The sequence below is a fragment of the Streptomyces sp. NPDC006476 genome (assembly GCF_040612015.1).
GTDB classification, from domain to species: Bacteria; Actinomycetota; Actinomycetes; order Streptomycetales; family Streptomycetaceae; genus Streptomyces; species Streptomyces griseorubiginosus_B.
Genome location: NZ_JBEXPK010000004.1, coordinates 39,863 through 61,213, shown reverse-complemented (window position 1 = coordinate 61,213; position 21,351 = coordinate 39,863). Strand labels below are relative to the sequence as shown.

Annotated in this window: 19 protein-coding genes; 12 read left to right on the top strand and 7 right to left on the bottom strand. The window is 71.6% G+C overall.

The genetic code is table 11. The features are described 5' to 3' along the window. The first annotated feature begins 35 nt into the window (after positions 1 to 35). The gene (locus tag ABZZ74_RS06015) at positions 36 to 641 is read left to right on the top strand and encodes a MarC family protein (protein ID WP_356762105.1); all 606 of its coding nucleotides are present in this window, start codon (positions 36 to 38) and stop codon (positions 639 to 641) included. Positions 642 to 742: 101 nt separating this feature from the next. Here ABZZ74_RS06015 and ABZZ74_RS06010 read toward each other — a convergent pair whose 3' ends face one another. Next, positions 743 to 895 (bottom strand): hypothetical protein, encoded by a 153-nt coding sequence (locus ABZZ74_RS06010; protein ID WP_133044490.1) that lies wholly within the window; start codon positions 893 to 895, stop codon positions 743 to 745. 182 nt (positions 896 to 1,077) lie between these two features. On the opposite strand from ABZZ74_RS06010, the gene ABZZ74_RS06005 reads away from it, so the two are divergent. Beyond that, positions 1,078 to 1,971, top strand: a complete 894-nt coding sequence (locus ABZZ74_RS06005; RefSeq protein ID WP_356762104.1) for an NYN domain-containing protein — start codon at positions 1,078 to 1,080, stop codon at positions 1,969 to 1,971. Positions 1,972 to 1,999: 28 nt separating this feature from the next. Here the strand turns inward: ABZZ74_RS06005 and ABZZ74_RS06000 are convergent, their stop codons facing one another. Together ABZZ74_RS06000 and ABZZ74_RS05995 are read right to left on the bottom strand one after the other, a co-directional pair. Then, a complete protein-coding gene (locus tag ABZZ74_RS06000) occupies positions 2,000 to 2,881 on the bottom strand; it encodes an alpha/beta hydrolase (protein WP_356762103.1) in 882 nt (293 codons plus the stop codon). 195 nt (positions 2,882 to 3,076) lie between these two features. Beyond that, positions 3,077 to 5,836 (bottom strand): DEAD/DEAH box helicase, encoded by a 2,760-nt coding sequence (locus ABZZ74_RS05995; protein ID WP_356762102.1) that lies wholly within the window; start codon positions 5,834 to 5,836, stop codon positions 3,077 to 3,079. A 471-nt stretch (positions 5,837 to 6,307) separates the two neighbouring features. Between ABZZ74_RS05995 and ABZZ74_RS05990 the strand changes: the two genes are divergently transcribed. After that, positions 6,308 to 7,045, top strand: coding sequence for a ferritin-like domain-containing protein (locus ABZZ74_RS05990; RefSeq protein ID WP_207929807.1), 738 nt, complete (start codon positions 6,308 to 6,310; stop codon positions 7,043 to 7,045). A 203-nt stretch (positions 7,046 to 7,248) separates the two neighbouring features. On the opposite strand, the gene ABZZ74_RS05985 is transcribed toward ABZZ74_RS05990, so the two are convergent. The 4 genes from ABZZ74_RS05985 to ABZZ74_RS05970 all read right to left on the bottom strand — a co-directional run bounded on the left by ABZZ74_RS05985 (position 7,249) and on the right by ABZZ74_RS05970 (position 9,195). Continuing rightward, the gene (locus ABZZ74_RS05985) at positions 7,249 to 7,518 is read right to left on the bottom strand and encodes a hypothetical protein (RefSeq protein ID WP_356762298.1); all 270 of its coding nucleotides are present in this window, start codon (positions 7,516 to 7,518) and stop codon (positions 7,249 to 7,251) included. Positions 7,519 to 7,719: 201 nt separating this feature from the next. Continuing rightward, entirely contained in the window at positions 7,720 to 7,947 is a 228-nt protein-coding gene (locus tag ABZZ74_RS05980) for a DUF3107 domain-containing protein (protein ID WP_133044496.1), read from the bottom strand. 177 nt (positions 7,948 to 8,124) lie between these two features. Next, entirely contained in the window at positions 8,125 to 8,769 is a 645-nt protein-coding gene (locus tag ABZZ74_RS05975) for a TetR/AcrR family transcriptional regulator (RefSeq protein ID WP_133044497.1), read from the bottom strand. Between the two features lie 201 nt (positions 8,770 to 8,970). Beyond that, on the bottom strand, positions 8,971 to 9,195 hold the full coding sequence (locus ABZZ74_RS05970) for a hypothetical protein (RefSeq protein WP_133044498.1): 225 nt from the start codon (positions 9,193 to 9,195) through the stop codon (positions 8,971 to 8,973). 268 nt (positions 9,196 to 9,463) lie between these two features. Here ABZZ74_RS05970 and ABZZ74_RS05965 point away from each other — a divergent pair, with 268 nt between their 5' ends. The 9 genes from ABZZ74_RS05965 to ABZZ74_RS05925 all read left to right on the top strand — a co-directional run bounded on the left by ABZZ74_RS05965 (position 9,464) and on the right by ABZZ74_RS05925 (position 21,063). Beyond that, positions 9,464 to 10,654, top strand: coding sequence for an alpha/beta hydrolase (locus ABZZ74_RS05965; RefSeq protein WP_356762101.1), 1,191 nt, complete (start codon positions 9,464 to 9,466; stop codon positions 10,652 to 10,654). An 8-nt stretch (positions 10,655 to 10,662) separates the two neighbouring features. Then, complete coding sequence (locus ABZZ74_RS05960; protein ID WP_356762100.1) at positions 10,663 to 12,315, top strand: DUF3152 domain-containing protein; 1,653 nt, start codon at positions 10,663 to 10,665, stop codon at positions 12,313 to 12,315. 56 nt (positions 12,316 to 12,371) lie between these two features. Further along, entirely contained in the window at positions 12,372 to 12,464 is a 93-nt protein-coding gene (locus ABZZ74_RS05955; RefSeq protein ID WP_356762099.1) for an Ms4533A family Cys-rich leader peptide, read from the top strand. 185 nt (positions 12,465 to 12,649) lie between these two features. After that, positions 12,650 to 14,368 (top strand): ABC transporter substrate-binding protein, encoded by a 1,719-nt coding sequence (locus ABZZ74_RS05950; protein ID WP_356762098.1) that lies wholly within the window; start codon positions 12,650 to 12,652, stop codon positions 14,366 to 14,368. 4 nt (positions 14,369 to 14,372) lie between these two features. Continuing rightward, a complete protein-coding gene (locus ABZZ74_RS05945; RefSeq protein WP_356762097.1) occupies positions 14,373 to 15,359 on the top strand; it encodes an ABC transporter permease in 987 nt (328 codons plus the stop codon). Next, the gene (locus ABZZ74_RS05940; protein WP_356762096.1) at positions 15,356 to 16,354 is read left to right on the top strand and encodes an ABC transporter permease; all 999 of its coding nucleotides are present in this window, start codon (positions 15,356 to 15,358) and stop codon (positions 16,352 to 16,354) included. Before ABZZ74_RS05945 ends, ABZZ74_RS05940 begins: the two co-directional genes overlap by 4 nt. Next, entirely contained in the window at positions 16,351 to 18,009 is a 1,659-nt protein-coding gene (locus ABZZ74_RS05935) for an ABC transporter ATP-binding protein (protein ID WP_356762095.1), read from the top strand. Before ABZZ74_RS05940 ends, ABZZ74_RS05935 begins: the two co-directional genes overlap by 4 nt. 190 nt (positions 18,010 to 18,199) lie before the next feature. Further along, positions 18,200 to 19,894 carry a DUF3492 domain-containing protein gene (locus ABZZ74_RS05930; RefSeq protein WP_356762094.1) on the top strand — a complete coding sequence of 565 codons (1,695 nt, stop codon included), beginning with the start codon at positions 18,200 to 18,202 and terminating at the stop codon, positions 19,892 to 19,894. Beyond that, entirely contained in the window at positions 19,891 to 21,063 is a 1,173-nt protein-coding gene (locus tag ABZZ74_RS05925) for a hypothetical protein (protein WP_356762093.1), read from the top strand. Before ABZZ74_RS05930 ends, ABZZ74_RS05925 begins: the two co-directional genes overlap by 4 nt. The last annotated feature ends 288 nt before the right edge of the window (positions 21,064 to 21,351 follow it).

Sequence of the window (21,351 nt, the reverse complement as noted above, 5' to 3'; positions counted from 1 at the left end):
GCCACCCCGTTCATCTCTCCTCCCGCAAGGCCCTCATGTTCGACGCTGCCGTTTTCGGCTCCCTCTTCCTCACCCTGTTCGTCATCATGGATCCCCCCGGGATCACCCCGATCTTCCTCGCCCTCACCGCCGGACGACCCGGCAAGGTGCAGAAGCGCATGGCCTTCCAGGCCGTGTGCGTGGCATGCGGTGTGATCACCGTCTTCGGGCTCCTGGGACACCAGATCCTTGACTACCTGCACGTCTCCGTGCCCGCGCTGATGATCGCGGGCGGGCTGCTGCTCCTGCTGATCGCCCTCGACCTGCTCACCGGCAAGACGGACGAGCCGAAGCAGACCAAGGACGTCAACGTGGCCCTCGTACCGCTGGGCATGCCGCTGCTGGCCGGTCCCGGCGCGATCGTGTCCGTCATCCTCGCCGTGCAGAAGGCCGACAGCCCGGCCACGCAGGTGTCGGTGTGGTGCGCGATCCTCGCCATCCATGTCGTGCTGTGGCTGGTGATGCGCTACTCGCTGCTGATCATCCGGATCATCAAGGACGGCGGTGTCGTCCTGGTGACCCGGCTCGCCGGCATGATGCTCTCGGCGATCGCCGTGCAGCAGATCATCAACGGCGTCACCCAGGTGATCCGGACGAGCTGAGCCCGCAAGCGCAGAGCCCCCGTACGGCATCGGTGCCGTACGGGGGCTCTGAAGCTTCAGCGGTGATCCGCGTCTGTGTCGGTGATCCGCGTCTCTATCGGTTACGCGGCCGTGTTCTCGGCCGGTCGGATCCACAGGCGCTGCCCGATGGCGGCGGCCTGCTGCACGATCCGGTTGACGGAGGCGGCGTCCACGACAGTGCTGTCCACGGGCGTGCCGTCGACCTCGTCGAGTCGCATGATTTCGAAGCGCATGGCCTCTCCCTTCGTCTCGTGGTTCCGATCTACTCAACGGCCTGCGTGTTACAAACATTCCCTACGCTAAAGAAATTTTTCGAACGGCTAATTACTGACCGGTAAGAGGTGCGCGAGATGTGTGAATGAGACTGACCGGGACCGGTTGTGTTCGCAGCGTGACCGCCGGGACAATGGAGACGATGAACGACGACCTCCCGGCCCTCAGTGCCCGCATCGACCGCACGAACGAGCTGCTCCAGCGCATGCTCGCCGAGGTGGCCAAGACGCCCTCGACCCATGCGATCTTCGTCGACGCCGGGTACCTCTACGCGGCCGCGGGGCGGCTCGTGGCGGGCACGGAGGACCGGCGCGCCTTCGACCTGGACGCAGAGGGCCTGATCGAGGCGCTCATCGACCGGGCCCGCACCATCTTCGCGGACAGCAGACTGCTGCGGGTGTACTGGTACGACGGCGCGAGACGCCGTATCCACACCGCCGAGCAGCAGTCGATCGCCGAACTCCCGGACGTCAAGGTCCGGTTGGGGAATCTGAACGCCAACAACCAGCAGAAGGGCGTCGACTCGCTCATCCGCAGCGACCTCGAGTCCCTCGCCCGCCACCGCGCCATCAGCGACGCGGCCCTGCTCGGCGGCGACGAGGACCTGGTCTCGGCGGTCGAGGCGGCCCAGGGGTACGGCGCCCGGGTCCACCTCTGGGGCATCGAGGCCCCCGAGGGCCGCAACCAGGCGGAGCCCCTCCTCTGGGAGGTCGACAGCCAGCGCACCTTCGACCTCGACTTCTTCAAGCCGTACGTCGCCCGGCGCACCGCCCCCGGCTATGAGGCCGGCGCCGCCCGGCCCACCCGGGAGGACGTCCGCTTCGTCGGCGCGCAGATCGCGGCGAAGTGGCTGGCGGCGCGAGGACGCGAGTCACTGGTCGAACTGCTGCCCGGGCATCCGTACCTTCCGGGCTCGGTGGACCAGGACCTGCTGGTGGAGGCGGAGGGCCTGCTGCAGTACTCCCTGCGCGGACAGGCGGATCTGCGACGGGCGCTGCGGGACGGGTTCTGGGAGCACGTGCAGTCGCAGTACTGAGCGCTCGGCCGGAGGCGCACTTTCCTGGTCAGCCCTTGCTCCGGGTGCGGTCCCAGAAGTCGGCGAAGGCGCGCGCCGTTTCCAGGGGGTTGTCGGTGTTGGGGGAGTGTTCGGCGCCCTGGACGACGGTGCGGTGGGCGCCCAGGCGCAGGGCCATGTCGTCCAGCAGCGGCACCGGCCAGGTGTCGTCGCGCGAGCCCGACAGGACGTGGAAGGGCAGCGGTACGGCGGCGAGTTCGGCCACCCGGTCCGGCTCGACGCACAACTGGCGTCCCGTGGCGAGGAGTTGGGCCGGCTTGTTGCCCAGCCAGCGGCGCCGCAGGTCCTCCCGGTCGGCCAGCCCCTCGTCGAGATCCCCGGCGTCGGTGTCCTCGGGCGGCTCCATGGCCTGGATCGCCTCCCACACCTCGGCCATCGTCATCACGGCGAGCGCGTCCTGGAGCAGCTTGACGCGCTGCTGCTGGGGGACGGAGATCTGGGCGGGCCCGGAGGCCATGAGGGTGAGCGAGAGGAAGGGGGAGTGGTCGAGCAGGACGGCGGCACGGGCGATCTGGCCGCCGAGGGAGTGCCCGACGAGATGCACCGGTGCGCCGACGGCTTCCGCCTGCGCCAGGACGTCCCTCGCCAACTCCGCCTGTGTATAGGCGGATTCATCCAGCTCCGGCCCGTCGGACTCGTACTGCCCGCGTCCGTCCAGGGCGACGACCCGGTAACCGCGGGCCGTGAGGTGCGCGTGCAGGGGGTTGAAGTCCTCCTTGCTGCCGGTGAACCCGGGCAGCATCAGCGCGGTCCCCTTCGCTTCCACACCGTCCCCCACGACCGACTCCACAGCCGCGAACTCCCCACGCGCGGTACGGATCGTGTGAACGCGGGCTCCTGGAGGCGGGACGAAGGTCGGCGGTCGGCTCATGGGGGCGAGGGTACCGGGTGGAGATTTCGGGGGTGGGGGTGGGCAGGGTGAGGAACTGGGGGCCGGGGACCGGTTTCTCGGGTCCTGACGGGTGCCTGCGCCTGCCCCTTCCCACGGCGGTGCCATGGCGTACGCCGACGGCCCGGCCCACCTGGGTGGGACCGGGCCGTCCGGGCTGTGCGTGCGGCTACCGCGTCAGGCGTCCGTGGACTCCGTCGCGGCGACCGCCTTCCGGGTCCGACGCGCCTTCGGCGCGGCCTCGGCCGTACCGTCCGCGACCTCGGCGGCTGCCGTGGCCTTGCGCGTACGACGGCGCGGAGTGGCGTCCGGCTCGTCGGCGGCCTGTGCCGGGATGGCGACGGCCGTCTTGCGGGTCCGACGCGGCGAGGCCACGGCGGATTCCTCGGCCGTCGCGCCGGCCGCGGTCTTCCGCGTACGGCGCGGCTTGGCCTCCGTACCCTCGGCCGTGTCCACCGCGGCTTCGGCGGTCGCGGCCGCCTTCCGGGTGCGGCGGGGCTTCGCCTCGGGGGCCTCCGCAGCGGCCTCGCCGGTGCCGGCGGGTGCCGCCTCGGTCGTCTTCCGCGTACGACGTGTCCTCGGCTTGGCCTCAGCGCCCTCAGCGGCGTCGACCGCCGCCTCGGCGGTCGCTGCGGCCTTGCGGGTCCGACGCGGCGAGGCCACGGCGGATTCCTCGGCCGTCGCGGTGGCCGCGGTCTTCCGCGTGCGGCGCGGCTTGGCCTCGGTGGCCTCGGCGGTGTCCACAGCGGCTTCCGGGGCTGCTGCTGCCGTCTTGCGGGTGCGCGTGCGGGGCTTGGTCTCCGTGCCCTCCGCCGTGTCGGCAGCGGTCTCCGCGGTGGCCGTCGCCTTGCGGGTGCGGCGCGGCTTGGCCTCCGTGCCTTCGGCCGTGTCGACCGCGGCTTCGGACGCTGCGGCGGTCTTACGGGTACGGCGCGGCTTGGCCTCGGTCGCCTCCGGGGCCTCGACGGCCACGGTGGGCTCAGCGGCCTTGCGGGTGCGGCGCGGCTTGGCCTCCGTACCCTCGGCCGTGTCGACCGCGGCTTCGGCCGGGGCCGTCGCCTTGCGCGTGCGGCGCGGCTTGGCCTCGGTGGCCTCGGCGGTGTCCACAGCGGCTTCCGCGGCGGCTGCTGCCGTCTTGCGGGTGCGCGTGCGGGGCTTGGTCTCCGTGCCCTCCGCCGTGTCGGCAGCGGCTTCCGCGGCCGCCGTCGTCTTGCGGGTACGGCGGCGCGGGCGGGCGGCGGCCTCGGACCCGGCGGCTTCCTCAGCGACCGGAGCCGGCGTGACGACCGGAGCCTCGGTGGCGACCGGCGTCTCCACGGCCGGCGGCGTCTCCACGGTGGCCGGTGTCTCCGTCGTCGCCGGCGTCTGCGAAGTCGCCGTCAGATCCGCTGACCTGCGGGTGCGTCGGCGGCGCGGCTTGGCGGCGGCTGCGGTCTCGGCGTCGAGGGTCGGGCCCTCGGCCGTCTCGACGGCGGTCTCCGCGGAGCTCACCGGCGTCACCTGCTCGGACGAGGCGCCCGCCCGGGTGCGGCGACGGCGACGCGGCGTGCGGGTGGCCGTCGCCTCCTCACCAGCCGTGACCTCGGACGCGGGCGCCGGGGCAGCCGTACCGTCCGTCAGGGAGCCGCCGCGCGTGCGGCGGCGACGGCGCGGTGTGCGGGACGAGCGCTCCTGGTCCTCGGTGTGGGAGTCGGACCGGCCGTTGCGGTCGCCCCGGCCACCGCGCCCGCGTCCACCGCGGCCGCCGGTCTCGCCCAGGTCCTCCAGCTCCTCCGCGTCCAGCCCCGCGCGCGTGCGCTCGGCGCGCGGCAGGACACCCTTGGTGCCTGCGGGGATGTTCAGCTCCTCGAAGAGGTGCGGGGAGGTCGAGTACGTCTCCGGCGGGTCGTTGAAGCTCAGCTCCAGCGCCTTGTTGATCAGCTGCCAGCGCGGGATGTCGTCCCAGTCGACCAGCGTGATCGCGATGCCCTTCTTGCCCGCGCGGCCGGTTCGGCCGATGCGGTGGAGGTAGGTCTTCTCCTCCTCCGGCGACTGGTAGTTGATGACGTGCGTGACGCCCTCGACGTCGATGCCGCGCGCGGCGACGTCGGTGCAGACGAGGACGTCCACCTTGCCGTTGCGGAAGGCGCGCAGCGCCTGCTCACGGGCGCCCTGGCCGAGGTCGCCGTGGACCGCGCCGGAGGCGAAGCCGCGCTGCTTGAGCTGGTCGGCGAGGTCGGCCGCCGTGCGCTTCGTACGGCAGAAGACCATGGCCAGCCCGCGGCCTTCGGCCTGCAGTATCCGCGCGACCATCTCGGGCTTGTCCATGTTGTGCGCGCGGTAGACGTACTGCGCGGTGTTCGCGACGGTCGCGCCCTCGTCGTCCGGCGCGGTGGCGCGGATGTGTGTGGGCTGCGACATGTAGCGGCGGGCGAGACCGATGACCGCGCCCGGCATGGTCGCCGAGAACAGCATGGTCTGCCGCTTGACCGGAAGCATGTCGATGATCTTCTCGACGTCGGGCAGGAAGCCCAGGTCGAGCATCTCGTCGGCCTCGTCCAGGACCAGGCACTTCACGTGCTTGAGGTTGAGCTTCTTCTGGCCGGCCAGGTCGAGCAGACGGCCGGGCGTGCCGACGACCACGTCGACGCCCTGCCTCAGGGCCTCGACCTGGGGTTCGTAGGCCCGGCCGCCGTAGATGGCGAGGACGCGTACGTTGCGCACCTTGCCCGCGGTCAGCAGGTCGTTGGTGACCTGCGTGCACAGCTCGCGCGTGGGGACGACGACGAGTGCCTGCGGGGCGTCGGTGAGATCCTCAGGCTTCGCGCGGCCCGCCTCCACGTCCGCGGGGACGGTGACGCGCTCGAGGAGCGGGAGGCCGAAGCCGAGCGTCTTTCCGGTGCCGGTCTTGGCCTGGCCGATGACGTCCGTGCCGGAGAGGGCGACGGGGAGGGTCATCTCCTGGATGGGGAAGGGGGTGATGATGCCGACGGCCTCGAGGGCCTCGGCGGTCTCGGGAAGGATTCCGAGATCTCTGAACGTCGTAGTCAGGGTGCTGCCTCTTCTGTGTGGCGCGGTGCGAGGCGAGCGCGGGGGTCTTTGACGGACCGTGCCGGGGGACGTCGGCGGCCTTACGGGCTTGCCGTAGGGCACGGGACCACTGCCGACGCTCTAGCGCTCGTACCGCTGAGGGTGTCCCTCCGGGCGCCGTACGCAATGTGCCGTACGGTGTGGAGGGCTGTCGGGTCGGAGCCGATCGGGCCACCGACCGGGCATCCTCATACGTGCGGCCCGTCGAGTACTCGGCAGGCGCATTACCACCATACCCCGGAATCGCGCACACGCGATGGCCGATTTGGTCACGTCGCCGTCATCACACTGATTGACCAGGGACTTCCCCAGCTCGACGAGCGGACTATTGTGCGCTGCATGACGACGCCTGACAACACCTCTGACGCACCCGCCGAGCACACCGGAGTGGCCGCCCAGAACTGGGACCGGTCCTCCTCGGACCCCCAGTACCGGGCCGCGGTCGTCGACCTGCTCGGCGCGCTCGCGTACGGCGAGCTCGCGGCGTTCGAGCGGCTCGCGGAGGACGCCAAACTGGCGCCCACGCTGGCCGACAAGGCGGAGCTGGCGAAGATGGCGTCGGCCGAGTTCCACCACTTCGAGCGGCTGCGGAACCGGCTGACGGAGATCGGGGAGGAGCCGACGCGCGCGATGGAGCCGTTCGTCGCCGCGCTGGACGGCTTCCACAAGCAGACCGCGCCGTCGGACTGGCTGGAGGGGCTGGTCAAGGCGTACGTCGGCGACTCGATCGCCAGTGACTTCTACCGGGAGGTCGCGGCCAGGCTCGACTCGGACACGCGCGAGCTGGTGCTGGCCGTGCTGGACGACACGGGCCACGCGGGCTTCGCGGTGGAGAAGGTACGCGCCGCCATCGACGCTGATCCGCGGGTCGGGGGGCGACTCGCGCTGTGGGCGCGGCGGTTGATGGGCGAGGCGCTGTCCCAGTCCCAGCGGGTCGTCGCCGACCGCGACGCGCTGTCCACGATGCTCGTGGGCGGGGTCGCCGACGGATTCGATCTCGCCGAGGTGGGGCGGATGTTCTCGCGGATCACCGAGGCGCACACCAAGCGGATGGCCGCGCTGGGGCTGGCGGCCTAGCGTTCCGCGTCGGCCCCGCGCCGCTGGAGGGCGTTGCCGCCGACGTCATTCAGGTCGTCGTCCCTTGGGACGTCTCTTCGGTCGTTGTCCCTGGAGACGTCCCCGGAGACGTGCCTGGACGCGGCCCTTGTGACGGGCCTCGGGTCGTCTCTCGGGGCGTACTCCCTTGAGGCTCTTGAGACGTGTGAGTCGCTGTCGCAGTGTCACGCCGGCGCCTGGCGCCGGCGGAGTCGCCCCGACGGACGCAGGAGCAGCGACACGGAGGCCGCCGAGACGATCGCCGCGCCGAGCAGGACGAGGAGGACGGTGCCGGGGTCGAAGGCGCTGTCGGTGACGAAGGCGCCGAAGAGGGCTCCGGCGACGCCGGTCGCGAGGACCAGGGAACGGGCCGGCAGTCGATGGCCGAGGCGGCGGTCCGCCGCCCACGCCAGGACCAGGCCGAGCAGGGCGGAGCCGAGCGCTTCGAACAACATCATGGGGGTCCCTCCCACACGGCCACACTGCCCATCACGGTCGTAGCCCGTCATACCCGTGACCTGCGGAATGCAATCCTCCTCTGTGCGGCACTTGTGTTCCGCATGTGGAGGAAAAAGGGGCCCGGCGACCTGTCGGTCGCCGGGCCCCTTCGTGCCGTCTTCCGTGCTGTCTTCCCAGCTGTCTTCCCAGCTGTCTTCCTACAGCGCGCCGAAGCCCACCTTGCGCGGGGCCGGCTCGCCCAGCTCGACATAGGCGAGACGCTCCGCCGGGACGAGGACCTTGCGGCCGTGCTCGTCCACGAGGGTCAGCAGCTGCGACTTCCCGGCCAGCGCCTCGGCCACGATCTGCTCGACCTCCTCGGCACTCTGACCGCTCTCCAGAACGATCTCGCGGGGCGCGTGCTGCACGCCGATCTTGACCTCCACGGCTATGTCCCTCCGACGGTCAGTGAAGTGCGCGACCTTTACGCGCCGTACCCAGCACACATTAGCCCGGTGAGGGGACGTGCACGCTCCGCCCGGGAACGCCAAGAGCGAACAGCGACCGGGAACAAATGTCCTCCGGCCCGCCTTCATGAGCGCTGCTTCCGGACGGCGCCGCCTTCAGTGGGGCTGTTCGACGCCGTGCAGCGGGAAGCCCGCGATACCGCGCCAGGCCAGCGAGGTCAGCAGCTGCACCGCCTGGTCGCGCGGGACGCTGCGGTCGCTGTGCAGCCAGGAGCGGGCCACGACCTGGGCGAGTCCGCCGAGACCGGAGGCCAGCAGCATCGACTCCGCGCGCGAGAGGCCGGTGTCTTCGGCGATCACGTCGCAGATCGCCTCCGCGCACTCGTTCGTGACCTTGTCGACGCGCTCGCGCACCGCGGGCTCGTTGGTCAGGTCCGACTCGAAGACCAGCCGGAAGGCGCCGCCGTCGTCCTCGACGTACGCGAAGTAGGCGTCCATGGTCGCCCGTACGCGCTGCTTGTTGTCGGTCGTCGACGCCAGCGCGCCGCGTACCGCCTGGATCAGCGACTCGCAGTGCTGGTCCAGAAGAGCCAGGTAGAGGTCGAGCTTGCCCGGGAAGTGCTGGTAGAGCACCGGCTTGCTGACGCCGGCGCGCTCGGCGATGTCGTCCATCGCGGCCGCGTGGTAGCCCTGCGCCACGAAGACTTCCTGGGCGGCGCCCAGCAGCTGATTCCGTCGGGCACGGCGCGGCAGGCGCGTCCCCCGCGGGCGTGCCGCCTCTGTCTGCTCGATGGCTGTCACGCCGCCTCCCAATGTCGTCCACATGCGGTGTGCGCCGCGCGGCCATCGTACTTTTCGGTAACCGTGGTGTGCGCGGTGAGAGCGCAGAATTTCACGGACCGGACGGCGACGAAAGCCGCGCAGAAGGTTTCAAACCGGGCCAGAGCGGGCAAGGGGTGACCCCTTTCCAGCTCAGCACCCTCCGGCGCGCCGATGTCCCCGTCAGCGGTAGTCGTCCTCGTCGATGGAGACGACGCGACGCTGTTCGATGAGGTCGGCCTCGTCCGCCCGGCCGGGGTCGACGTCCTCCAAGGGGTCGTCGCGGTCCGGGGTGAGCGGGGCGGACTGCTCCGCCGCGTCGTTCTCCGGAGCCTCGACGTCGATCTCCGGCGCCGTCTCGGCGTCATCGTCCTCGAACGTCTCGGGGTCGGTGGGGTCGATGGCCATGGTGGGCTCCCTTCCTACGTCTCCTACTTCCCACGCCTGGGAATCCACGCGAATCTCGCTGGAAGAAGCAGGGGTCACACGCGGGTGCCCTTTTTATGAGCCTAGGAGACACGCGGAGCGGACGCTATCGGGTGTGTGGGTGTGTGTACGGGGCGTGTGTTCGGGTCGTGCACGGGGCGTGTGTATGTGCGGGTGCCCGTGCTGCGCCCGGACCGTCTGTGACGGCGAACACAGCAGTCCCTGCGTGATCGTCTCGTAACATTGCCGCATGTCTTCGACCGAGCTGCCGTCCGTACCGGCGTCCAATGTGCTCCCGAAGGTGGCGCCCGTCAGGGTCGCCGAGGGCGAGCGGCTCAGGTTGGTGGGCTTGCCGGGGATCACCTTGACCGTCCGTTCGAGGCCCCCCGCGCGCGAGGGGCTGCCGCCCGCGCTGTACGTCCACGGGCTCGGCGGTTCCTCGCAGAACTGGTCGGCGCTGATGCAGGAGCTGGAGGGCGTCGTCGACGGCGAGGCCGTCGACCTGCCGGGCTTCGGCGACTCCCCGCCGCCGGACGACGGGGACTACTCCGTCACCGGGCACGCGCGCGCGGTGATCCGTTACCTCGACTCGGCCGGGCGCGGTCCGGTGCATCTGTTCGGCAACTCGCTGGGCGGCGCGGTCTCCACGCGGGTCGCGGCGCTGCGGCCCGACCTCGTGCGCACCCTCACGCTCGTCTCGCCGGCCCTGCCCGAACTCCTCGTTCAGCGCAGCGCCGTGCCCACGGCCCTGCTGGCGCTGCCGGGGGTGGCCGGGCTCTTCACTCGCTACACCAAGGAGTGGACGGCGGAGCAGCGGGTCCGCGGCGTCCTGATGCTCTGCTACGGCGATCCCGGGCGGGTGACGCCGGAAGGTTTCCGCAACGCGGTCGAGGAGATGGAGCGGCGGCTGCGGCTGACGTACTTCTGGGACGCGATGACGCGGTCCGCGCGCGGGATCGTCAACGCGTACACCTTGGGCGGCCAGCACGGGCTCTGGCGCCAGGCCGAGCGCGTCCTCGCGCCGACGCTGCTCGTGTACGGCGGACGCGATCAGCTGGTCGGCTTCCGCATGGCCCGCAGAGCGGCCCGCGCGTTCCGCGACTCCCGCCTGCTCACCCTGCCGGAGGCGGGCCACGTGGCGATGATGGAGTACCCCGAAACGGTGGCTCGAGCGTTCGTCGAACTCCTCGCGGACAAGGGCGAGTTGCCGGACGGGGTGACGGTGGGGCCGGTACGTCCGGGTGCCGCCGGAACCCCGGATGCCGTGGCAGCCGCCGGTGACGGGGCGGGGGGCGGCGCGAAGCGCACGGCTTCCGCCGACGCCGACGGCCGCGGTTACGCCACGGGCGGTACGACTCCGGCCGAGGCCGGCGGTTCCGCCGACGGTGGCGCGGTCGTCGCGGGTGACGGTGAATCCGGTGCCGAGAGCACGGGGAGCTGAGGGCCGACGTGGGACGCCACAGCCGCCGCGGACGCACGGACGCGGCGAAGGGTGACGCAGGGGACATACAGGCCGGCTCCGCGCCGAGGCCTCGGGGAGCCGGAGGCTCCGGTGTAGCCGGGCCGGCGGACGGGGCTGGGGGACCCGCGCGCGGAGGGGCGGCGAGGCCTGGAGGAGCGGACGGTCGAGCCGGAGGGGCGGCTGGGCCTCGGGGAGCCGACGGTCGAACTGGACGGGCGGCGGAACCCGGGGGAGTTGGGCGAGCTGGGGCGGCTGACGGCACCCCCGCGCGTGGGGTGCCGCGTTTCGCGGACGGCACTCCTGCGCATGGCATGCCCCGCCTTTCCGAGGGGACGTCCGCGGCTGGAACCCCTCGGTACTCCGCTGGCACTCCTGCGCGTGGTGTGCCTCGGATGTCGGACGGCACTCCCGCGCGTGGCGTGCCTCGGATGTCGGACGGCACTCCCGCGCGCGGTGTCCCTCGCATGTCCGGCGGTACTCCCGTGCAGGGCGGTCCCCGAGTGCGTGGTGGACATCCGCAGCAGCGGGAAGCCGGGGGTGGCTGGGGGGAGTTGGCGCGTGAGTGGGGCGAGGGCGGACGTGGGATCTCCGCCGGGCCCCGCGTGAGTATTCCGCGGCAACGGCAGGCGCCCCCTGGTGGGCCCGCGCCCCGGCAGGATTACCTGGACGCCTTCGACGAGGAGGACGACGTCTTCTCGCCCCGTACGGGCGCCTCCGCACACCCCGTCGATCCGTACGGCTCCGTCACCGACTGGGACCGCACCGGTGTCGGCGTCCCTTCCGACACCGACGGCAGTGACGACGACGCGCCCCCCACCGGTGTGCCCGCACAGGCGAAGGGATCCAAGGGGCGGACGTTCACCGGCATCGCGGCCGCCGCCGTCACCACCGTGCTGGCCGTCGTCGTCGCCGGCCAGGTCACGCACGGCCGCGACGACACCACCGCAGGCACGCGGTCGGCCACCGGCCAGGCGCGGGACGCCCGGACCTCGGGCGGTACCGGCTCGGCAGCGCCCTCCTCCGCGCCCAGCACGGCGACACTGACGTACGCGCAGGCCATGGACACCAAGTACCCGCTCAGCGCCACGCTCCGGGGGCCGGGCAAGTTCGACGCGGTCCCCGGAGTCGACAAGGCACCGGGGAAGGGGCAGAAGTACACCTACCGGGTCGATGTCGAACAGGGCCTCGGACTGGACGGCAAGCTCTTCGCCGAGGCGGTACAGGCGACGCTCAACGACGGCCGCAGCTGGGCCCATGACGGCGCCCGCACCTTCGAGCGGATCGACTCCGGCAAACCCGACTTCGTGATCACACTCGCCAGCCCCGGCACGACCGCGAAATGGTGCGCCAAGTCCGACCTGGACACCAGCGAGGAGAACGTCTCCTGCGACTCCGCCGCCACCGAACGCGTCATGATCAACGCGTACAGATGGGCACAGGGATCGAAGACCTATGGTGCGGACATCCATGCGTACCGCCAGATGTTGATCAACCATGAGGTCGGTCATCGACTCGGCTACAGCCACGTCGAGTGCACCAAGAACGGCCAGCTCGCGCCCGTGATGCAGCAGCAGACCAAGTTCCTCGACCACGACGGGATCCACTGCCTGCCCAACCCCTGGCCGTATCCCCGGAGTTGACAGCGGCCGCACATGTCACATTGACATGCGCAGAAAGTTCATACATATTTCTGGGCATGTCGACCCCCCACGCCTTCCGTCGCGCTGCCATCGAACTGGCGCTCATCGGCGTGACCCCCATCTGCGTGGCCGACATTCACTGTCGCTGACGTCCGCCTCCAGGCGTTTCGCGTCGCGATCCTGCTTCCCACCGTGACCGCGTCACGACCGTGATCTCCTCACGACCGTGACTTCGGCACACACTTTCCGACGACCTGACGCCCGGGCAGACGTCTGTTCACTTTCGTCTCACTCCTCGTCCACCCGTCTCACCATTCGAGAGGTCGTCCATCCGATGCGTCATCCGTCCCCCACAGCCCGCCGTGTGGCCGCGGCATCCGTAGGCCTGGTCCTGGCGGCGGGAGCCGCCGCCTGCGGGCCGAAGGACAACGATGCCAAGGGCTCCGGTGGCGACTCCACCCCCCACAAGGGCGGCACCCTGACGGTGCTGAACTCCAGCCCCCAGGAGAACTTCGACCCCGCCCGCCTCTACACCTCCGGCGGCGGAAACGTCCCGTCCCTGGTCTTCCGCACGCTCACCACCCGCAACCGCGAGAACGGCGCGGCCGGCGCCAAGGTCGTCCCCGACCTCGCCACCGACACCGGGCGCCCCAACAAGGACGCGACCGTGTGGACGTACACCCTGAAGAAGGGCCTCAAGTACGAAGACGGCACGCCGATCACGTCCGCCGACATCAAGTACGGCATCGAGCGCTCCTTCGCGCCCGAACTCTCCGGCGGCGCGCCCTACTTGCGGGACTGGCTGGTCGGCGCCGCCAACTACCAGGGCCCGTACAAGGACAAGAAGGGCCTGTCGGCGATCGAGACGCCGGACGCGCGGACCATCGTCTTCCATCTGAACAAGCCCGAGGGCGAGTTCCCGTACCTGGCCACACAGACGCAGTTCACGCCCGTACCCCAGAGCAAGGACACGGGTACGAAGTACGCCGAGCACCCCGTCTCGTCCGGCCCCTACAAGGTCGTCAAGAACGACAACAACGGTGAGCACATCGTCCTGGAGCGCAACACCTACTGGTCGGCGGCGACGGACGCCGAGCGCAAGGCGTACCCGGACAAGGTCGATGTGAAGTCGGGGCTCGACTCGTCCGTGATCAACCAGCGGCTGTCGGCGTCCCAGGGGACGGACGCGGCCGCCGTCACGACGGACACCAACCTCGGCCCCGCCGAGCTCGCCAAGGTCACGGGCGACAAGGAACTCGCCTCCCGCGTCGGCACCGGCCACTTCGGCTACACGAACTACATAGCGTTCAACCCGACGGTCAAGCCGTTCAACAACGTCAAGGTGCGCCAGGCGATCTCGTACGCCATCGACCGTTCGTCCGTGATCAACGCGGCCGGCGGCAGCGCCCTCGCCGAGGCCGCGACGACCTTCCTGCCCAACCAGAAGTCCTTCGGCTACGAGCCGTACGACCTCTTCCCGGCGGGCGCGACCGGCGACCCCGCCAAGGCCAAGGAGCTGTTGAAGCAGGCCGGTTACCCGAGCGGGCTCACCGTCACCCTGACCCACTCCAACGCCAAGGACTTCGAGACCAGCCCGGAGATCGCGACCGCGATCCAGGACGCGCTCAAGAAGGCCGGCATCACGGTCAAGCTGCAGGGTCTGGAGGACAACGACTACTCCGACACGGTCCACAGCGTGAAGACCGAGCCCGGGTTCTTCCTCGCCCACTGGGGCGCCGACTGGCCCTCCGGCGGCCCCTTCCTCGCGCCGATCTTCGACGGCCGGCAGATCGTCAGGGACGGCGCCAACTTCAACACGGGCCTGCTCAACGACAAGTCGGTCAATGCCGAGATTGACGCGATCAACAAGTTGACCGACCTTGACGCCGCCGCCAAGAGGTGGGGCGCCCTGGACAAGAAGATCGGCGAGCAGGCGCTGACCGTGCCGCTGTTCCACCCCGTCTACAAGCGACTGGTCGGAAAAGACATCAGGAACGTCGTGATCAGCGACTGGACCGGTGTCCTGGACATCTCGCAGGTCGCGGTGAAGTAGCGCCGTGAGCGAGGCACTTGTCGCCGCCGAGACCCCCGAGGTGTCCGCCTCGGGGGTCTCGGGGGCCCGTCAGTTCTGGCGGCGGCTGCGAGCGCAGCGCGCCGCCCTCGTCGCGGCGGCCGTCGTCGCGCTGCTGGTCCTCGTCGCGCTCGCCGCGCCGCTGCTCACGGCCATCGAGGGCCAGGACCCGACCACCTATCACCCGTCCCTCATCGACTCCGCGCGCGGAGGCGTGCCGACCGGCTCCTTCGGCGGGATCGGCGCCGACCACTGGCTGGGCGTGGAACCGCAGACCGGGCGGGACCTGTTCGCCCGACTGGTGTACGGCGCCCGGGTGTCGCTGGGCGTCGCGCTGGGAGCCACCGCCGTGCAGGTCTTCCTCGGTGTCGTCGTCGGCATCGCCGCGGGGCTCGGCAACCGATGGGTTGATCAACTGTTGAGCCGCATCAGCGACATCATCGTGGCCATGCCGCTGATGATCATGGCGCTGGCCCTGCTGGCCATCGTCCCCGGCAGTTTCCCGAGGCCGGTCCTGGTCGCGCTCATCATCGGGTTCGTCGCCTGGGGCACCATCGCCAAGATCACCCGCGCGGCGACGCTCACCCTCAAGGAACTCGACTACGTCGCCGCCGCCCGGCTCAACGGCTGGTCCACTCTGAGAATCGCCCGCCGCGAGTTGCTCCCCGGCCTGGCCGCACCCGTGATCACGTACGCCGCGCTGATGGTGCCCGTCAACATCGGCATCGAGGCCTCCCTGTCCTTCCTCGGCGTCGGCGTGAAACCGCCGACCCCGTCCTGGGGACAGATGCTCACGTCGGCCAACGTCTGGTACCAGGCCGCCCCGCAGTACCTGCTGCTGCCCGCGGGCGCGCTCTTCGTGACCGTCCTCGCCCTCACCGTCCTCGGCGACGGCGTACGCACCGCCCTGGACCCGCGCGCGGCCTCGCGCCTGCGCGTCGGCACCGGTCGCAAGGGGGAGGCGAAGGCATGACCGGCTTCACCGGATTCGCCCTGCGCCGGGCCGTGGGCGCGATCGTCACCCTGCTCGCCATCTCGGTGATCGTCTACGTGGTCTTCTACGCCACTCCCGGCAACGTCGCCCAGATCACCTGCGGTCCGCGCTGCTCGCCCGAACAGGTCCACCAGGTCGCCCAGCAGCTCAAGCTCGACGACCCGCTGTACCTGCGCTACTGGCACTTCCTGCAGGGTGTCGTCGTCGGCCAGGACTACTCGACCGGCACGTCCGTGGAGCACTGCTCGGCGCCCTGCCTGGGGCTGTCGTACCAGAGCGACCAGCAGGTCATGCAGATCATCGTGGGCAAGCTCCCCGTCAGCCTGTCGCTGGTGCTCGGCGCGATGGTGCTCTGGCTGCTGCTGGGCGTCGGCACCGGTGTGCTCTCCGCGTGGCGGCGCGGCCGGCTGAGCGAGCGGGCCCTGACCGGAGTGACCCTCGCGGGCGTCGCCACACCGTCCTTCGTCATCGGCCTCGTCCTGATGATCGTGGTGTGCGGGCAACTGGAACTGCTTCCGTTCCCGGAGTACGTCCCCCTCTCCGACGATCCCGAGCAGTGGATGTGGAACCTGCTGCTGCCCTGGCTGACCCTCGCCCTCGGCGAGGCGGCCTACTTCGCCCGGCTGACCCGGGCGTCGATGCTGGAGACGCTCGCGGAGGACCACATCCGCACCTTCCGGGCCTACGGCGTCGGCGAGCGGTCGATCGTCGGCCGCCACGCCCTGCGCGGCGCCCTCGCGCCGATCATCGCGCTGAACGCCAACGACGTCGGCGCGATGGTGGGCGGCGCGGTGCTGACCGAGACCCTGTTCGGCCTGCCCGGCATCGGCCAGGAACTCGTCCACGCGGTCAACGTGGTCGACCTCCCGGTCGTCGTCGGCATGGTCCTGGTCATCGGGTTCTTCGTGGTCCTCGCCAACGCCGTCGCGGACGTGCTGTACGCGGTGGCAGACCGACGGGTGGTACTGACGTGAGTCTCGTCCAAGTCACGGATCTGACCGTCGAGTTCGGCGACCTCAGAGCCGTCGACGGCCTCTCCTTCACTCTGGAGCAGGGCGCCGCCCTGGCCCTGGTCGGCGAGTCCGGCTCCGGCAAGTCCACCGTCGCCTCGGCGCTGCTGGGTCTGCACCGCGGCACGGGAGCGCGGGTCGGCGGCTCGGTCGAGGTCGCCGGCGTCGACGTACGGAAGGCGCCCGACGAGGAGTTGCGGCGGCTGCGCGGTGCGAAGGCCGCGATGGTCTTCCAGGACCCGCTGTCCTCCCTCGACCCCTACTACGCGATCGGCGACCAGATCGCCGAGGTGTACCGCGTGCACACGCGCGTGTCGCGACGAGCGGCACGCGCGCGTGCGGTGGAGGTGCTGGACCGGGTTGGGATTCCGGACGCACAACGCCGGTCCCGCTCCCGTCCGCACGAGTTCAGCGGCGGCATGCGCCAGCGCGCGCTCATCGCCATGGCGCTGTCCTGCGAGCCCGACCTGCTGATCGCCGACGAGCCGACCACCGCGCTGGACGTGACCGTCCAGGCCCAGATCCTCGACCTGCTGCACACCCTGCGCGAGGAGACCGGGATGGGCCTGCTGCTCGTCACCCACGACGTGGGGGTGGCCGCGGAGAGCGTCGACGAGGTGCTGGTCATGCGGCACGGACGCGTGGTCGAGCACGGCCCCGTGGCGGACGTACTGGGGGCGCCCGCGGAGACGTACACGCGCGAACTGCTGGCCGCGGTCCCGCGCGTGGACGCGCCCCGCGCGGAGTTCCCGGCGCGCGAGGCCCGGGGCGGCGCCTCCCCCGAGGGCCGGACGCAGACCGGCCCGGACGTGCCGTCCTCCACCGAGGACGTCGTCCTGGAGGCCGTCGGGCTGCGGCGTGAATTCGGGCGCGGCAAGCGGGCGTTCACCGCTGTGGACGACGTGTCGCTGACCGTACGCCGGGGCGAGACCCTCGGGGTCGTCGGCGAGAGCGGCAGCGGCAAGACGACCCTGGGCCGGATGCTGGTCGGGCTGCTGGAGCCGACCGGGGGCGAGGTCCGGGACGACGGCCACGCGCGCGTGGGGGTGAATCCGGCGGTGCAGATGGTCTTCCAGGACCCGGTCTCGTCCCTCAATCCCCGCCGTAGCGTGGGCGAGTCGATAGCCGACCCGCTCCGCGCGCGGGGCGAGCGCGACGAGGTACGCATCCGGGGGCGCGTGACGGAACTGCTGGAGCGCGTGGGGCTCGAAGGGGCGCACTACGACCGCTATCCGCACGAGTTCAGCGGCGGCCAGCGCCAGCGCGTGGGCATCGCGCGGGCGCTCGCGGCCGACCCGCGCGTCATCGTCTGCGACGAGCCCGTCTCCGCCCTCGACGTCACCACCCAGGCCCAGGTCGTCGCCCTGCTCGCCGAACTCCAGCGCGAACTCGGCCTCGCCCTGGTCTTCGTCGCGCACGACCTCGCCGTGGTCCGCCAGGTCAGCGACCGCGTCGCGGTGATGCGCCAGGGCCGCGTCGTGGAGTCCGGGACCGCCGACGAGGTGTACGACAACCCCCAGGACCCGTACACCAAACAGCTCCTGGCCGCCGTACCCGCCCTCGACCCCGCGGTCGCGGCCCGGCGCAGAGCGGCCCGACGAGAGCTGGCCGCAGCCTGACCGTACGTATCCAGATGATCTCGTAGCGCGATCGAACGCGACTCGCACGGGAAAGTTACGACCGTTCACCCCTTTTGGTGGCGCGATGGACAACCGTCCGTCGCGCCACCGCCTTGTCCGCATACGTTCTTCCCGCTGCGAGCCGTCGGGTCAACGGCGGCTCTCCATACGGGAGATCGGGGGTGCACTCGTGCGCATCGGACTGCTTACGGAGGGTGGTTATCCGTATGTGAGCGGTGACGCCAGGCTCTGGTGCGACCGGCTCGTGCGCGGGCTCGGGCAGCACGAGTTCGACCTCTACGCGCTCAGCCGCAGCGAGCGCCAGGAGGACGAGGGCTGGCTCCCGCTGCCGCCGCAGGTCAGCCGAGTGCGGACGGCCCCGCTGTGGACGGCGCGGGACGACGGCGTCGGGCACGGGCGGCGGGCGCGGCGCCGGTTCGCCGAGTGCTACGGCGAGCTGGCCGCCGTGATCTGCGGCTCCGGGGCCTCCACGGAGCCGCCGACCGCCGAGGCGGACCGTTTCCGCAACGCGCTGTACGGGCTCGCCGAACTCGCCCGTGACGAGGGCGGGCTGGTGGGAGCGCTCCGCTCCGAGGGCGCCGTACGCGCCCTGGAGCGCGCCTGTCGTGCGCCGGGCGCGCTACGGACGGCGCGCGAGGCGCGCGTACCTGATCTGCTGACCGTGGCTGCGCACCTCGAACGCGCCCTGCGCCCTCTCTCGCTCGACTGGTACGAGGACGACGGCCTGGGCGCCGTCGACCTCTGCCACGCGACCTCCGGCGGCCCCGCTGCCCTTCCCGCCCTGCTCGCCCACCACTTCTCCGGCGTACCGCTGCTGCTGACCGAGTACGGCGTACGGCTGCGCGCGCACTACCTCGCCGCGACGGACGCCCCGCCCGCCGTCCGGTCCCTGCTCGCCACCTTCCACGGCCGCCTCGTCACCGAGATCTACGAGCGCGCTGCAGTCGTCACGCCCGGCAACGCGCACGCCCGCCGCTGGCAGGAGCGCTGCGGCGCCGACCGCGCCAAGATCCGTACGGTCTACCCGGGCATGGACGCGTCCCCCTTCGCGGAGGTGGGCGAGTCCACGGAGGGCGCTGCCCCCGACACCCTGGTGTGGGTAGGCCGGGTCGAGCCCGCCAAGGACCTGGTGTCGCTGCTGCACGCCTTCGCCGAGATCCGCAAGGACGAGCCGAAGACCCGGCTGCGGATCGTCGGCACCCCGGCCGGCCCCGAGGGCGAGGCCTACCTGGGGCACTGCAGGGCGCTCGCCGCCCAGCTCTTCCCCGACGAGGCCGAGGGCCCGCACTCCGTCGGCCAGAACCCGGTCTCCTTCGAGGAGATCGGCGGCCCGGAACTGCCGACCCTGGCCGACGCGTACGCCGTCGGCGCCGTGACCCTGCTGTCCAGCGTCGTCGAGGGCTTCCCGGTCAGTCTGGTCGAGGCCATGTTCTGCGGTCGCGCCACGGTGTCCACCGACGTCGGCGCGGTCGTCGAGGTCATCGGCGGCACGGGGCTCGTCGTACCACCGCGCAACCCCCGGGCGTTCGCGGAGGCGTGCGTGGCGCTGTTGCGCGACCCCGAGCGCCGTGCGCGCCTGGGTGCGGCCGCACGCGCGCGTGCGCTCGAACTGTTCACCGTCGAGCAGAACATCACGGCATTTCACAGCATTTACCTGGAGATCGTCTCGCGCACGCCGGTGCGCAGGGTCGTGCTCGACGGCGCCGGTGAGCCACTGCCCTTCGCCGCCCCGGCCGAGGCCCACGTCCCCGGCCGCTGGACGGACACCGCCACGCGCGTGGTGGCACGCGGCGGCCCCTCCTGGGCAGGTGGCACCCCGGTACGTGCCACCACGCCGTTGCCGGCCGCGGAGGGGGCCCGATGAGCGGTCTGGGAGAACTGGACCACCCAGGCGCGCCGGAGAGCCCCGGCGCCTGGGACGAGCGGTCACAGCAGTGGATCACGACCCCTGCCGAAACGGCCTCCACCCCGCCCCGCCGCACCACCGCCGACCCCGTACGAGCGCTGATGCACCGTCACCGGGACCTGTGCGAAGGAGCCGTCGACCCCCTGGAGATCGCCGCCGGTCTGGAGGCGCACGGCGTCACCGACCGCACCGCGGCCCGCTTCCGCCACCGGGACGTGTTCTCCCTGGCGGAGGAGATGTTCGCCCGCGCCGCCCACGAAGAGGACCCACAGCACCGGACCACCCCCCTCGCCACCCCCCGGGTACGAGCCGACTGGATCCTGCTCACCCTCCTCCCGGGCACCGTCGCCACGGCGACTGCGGCAGCCCTGCGCCTCACCCACGGCCAAACCCGCCTGGCCCTCGCCGCAGCAGGCGTCCTCGCCCTGGCCCTCAGCGCCCGAGCCGCCCTCTCCCGCGGTCCCCTGGCCACCACCCGCACTGCCACGGGCGCCTGGACGTACTGGCTCATCGCCTACACAGTCCTCGGCGACGGCCTCCTCCACGCGGCCATCACCGGCGGCCCCGACGCCCCACCGACCACCACCGCCTGGCCCATCACCACGGCCCCCGTCCTCGCCCTCGCCTGGTCATTGGCCCCAGCGGCCTGGACCACCCACCTCTTCACGACCCGAGCCCGCCACAAACTGCCCACAAGCCGCGGCCTACAGGACTTCGCCACCGCAGTACGGCCCGTCTTCCTGGGCACCTTCGCCCTCTACCTCGCCACCCTGACAGCCCTCTGCACCGCCACTCTCCCGGAACCCCCCGCCTACGCCCAGACGCTTCCCCTCGGCGCACTCCTCCTCCTGGCCCGCCTCCTCACCATCCACGGCTTCCCCCGAGCCCCCGGGCTCGCCCTGGCCGCCGCAGCGACAGCCGAGGCAACGGCCCTGGCAACCCCCTTCGCGGCCCGCCTCCCCGGCTGCGCCTTCCTGGCCACCCCCGTGGAGACCCTGGTGAACGCCTGGGGCCCCGCCGCCGTCCCTGCCCTCACCTGCACGGCGGCAGCACTGCCCCTCCTGATCCACGCGACCCGCACCCTCACCAGGGCATCGGCCCACGCCCCCACGGAGCCCCGGTGCTGAGCCGCACCCGCGTACGGCGCGGAGGGGACGTGGCGGGGGGTGTCCGCCCGCAGCGGCGGGCGTCAACACCGCGCACCGCTAAACCAACGGCACCGCACGCCCGAGGACGGACACCCCCCGCCACGGCCCCGCCCCACCCACCGTCCAGGCGCGACGCGCACCCCCACGGCCCCGGCACAGGCACCGCAGGCACCCCCACCCCCGCCGCAGCCGCAGCGGCAGTCCCACCCACCCGTCCAACCACCGGCGCCCCCGACCACAGGGCCGCCCGCCCCCCGAGCCCGCCCC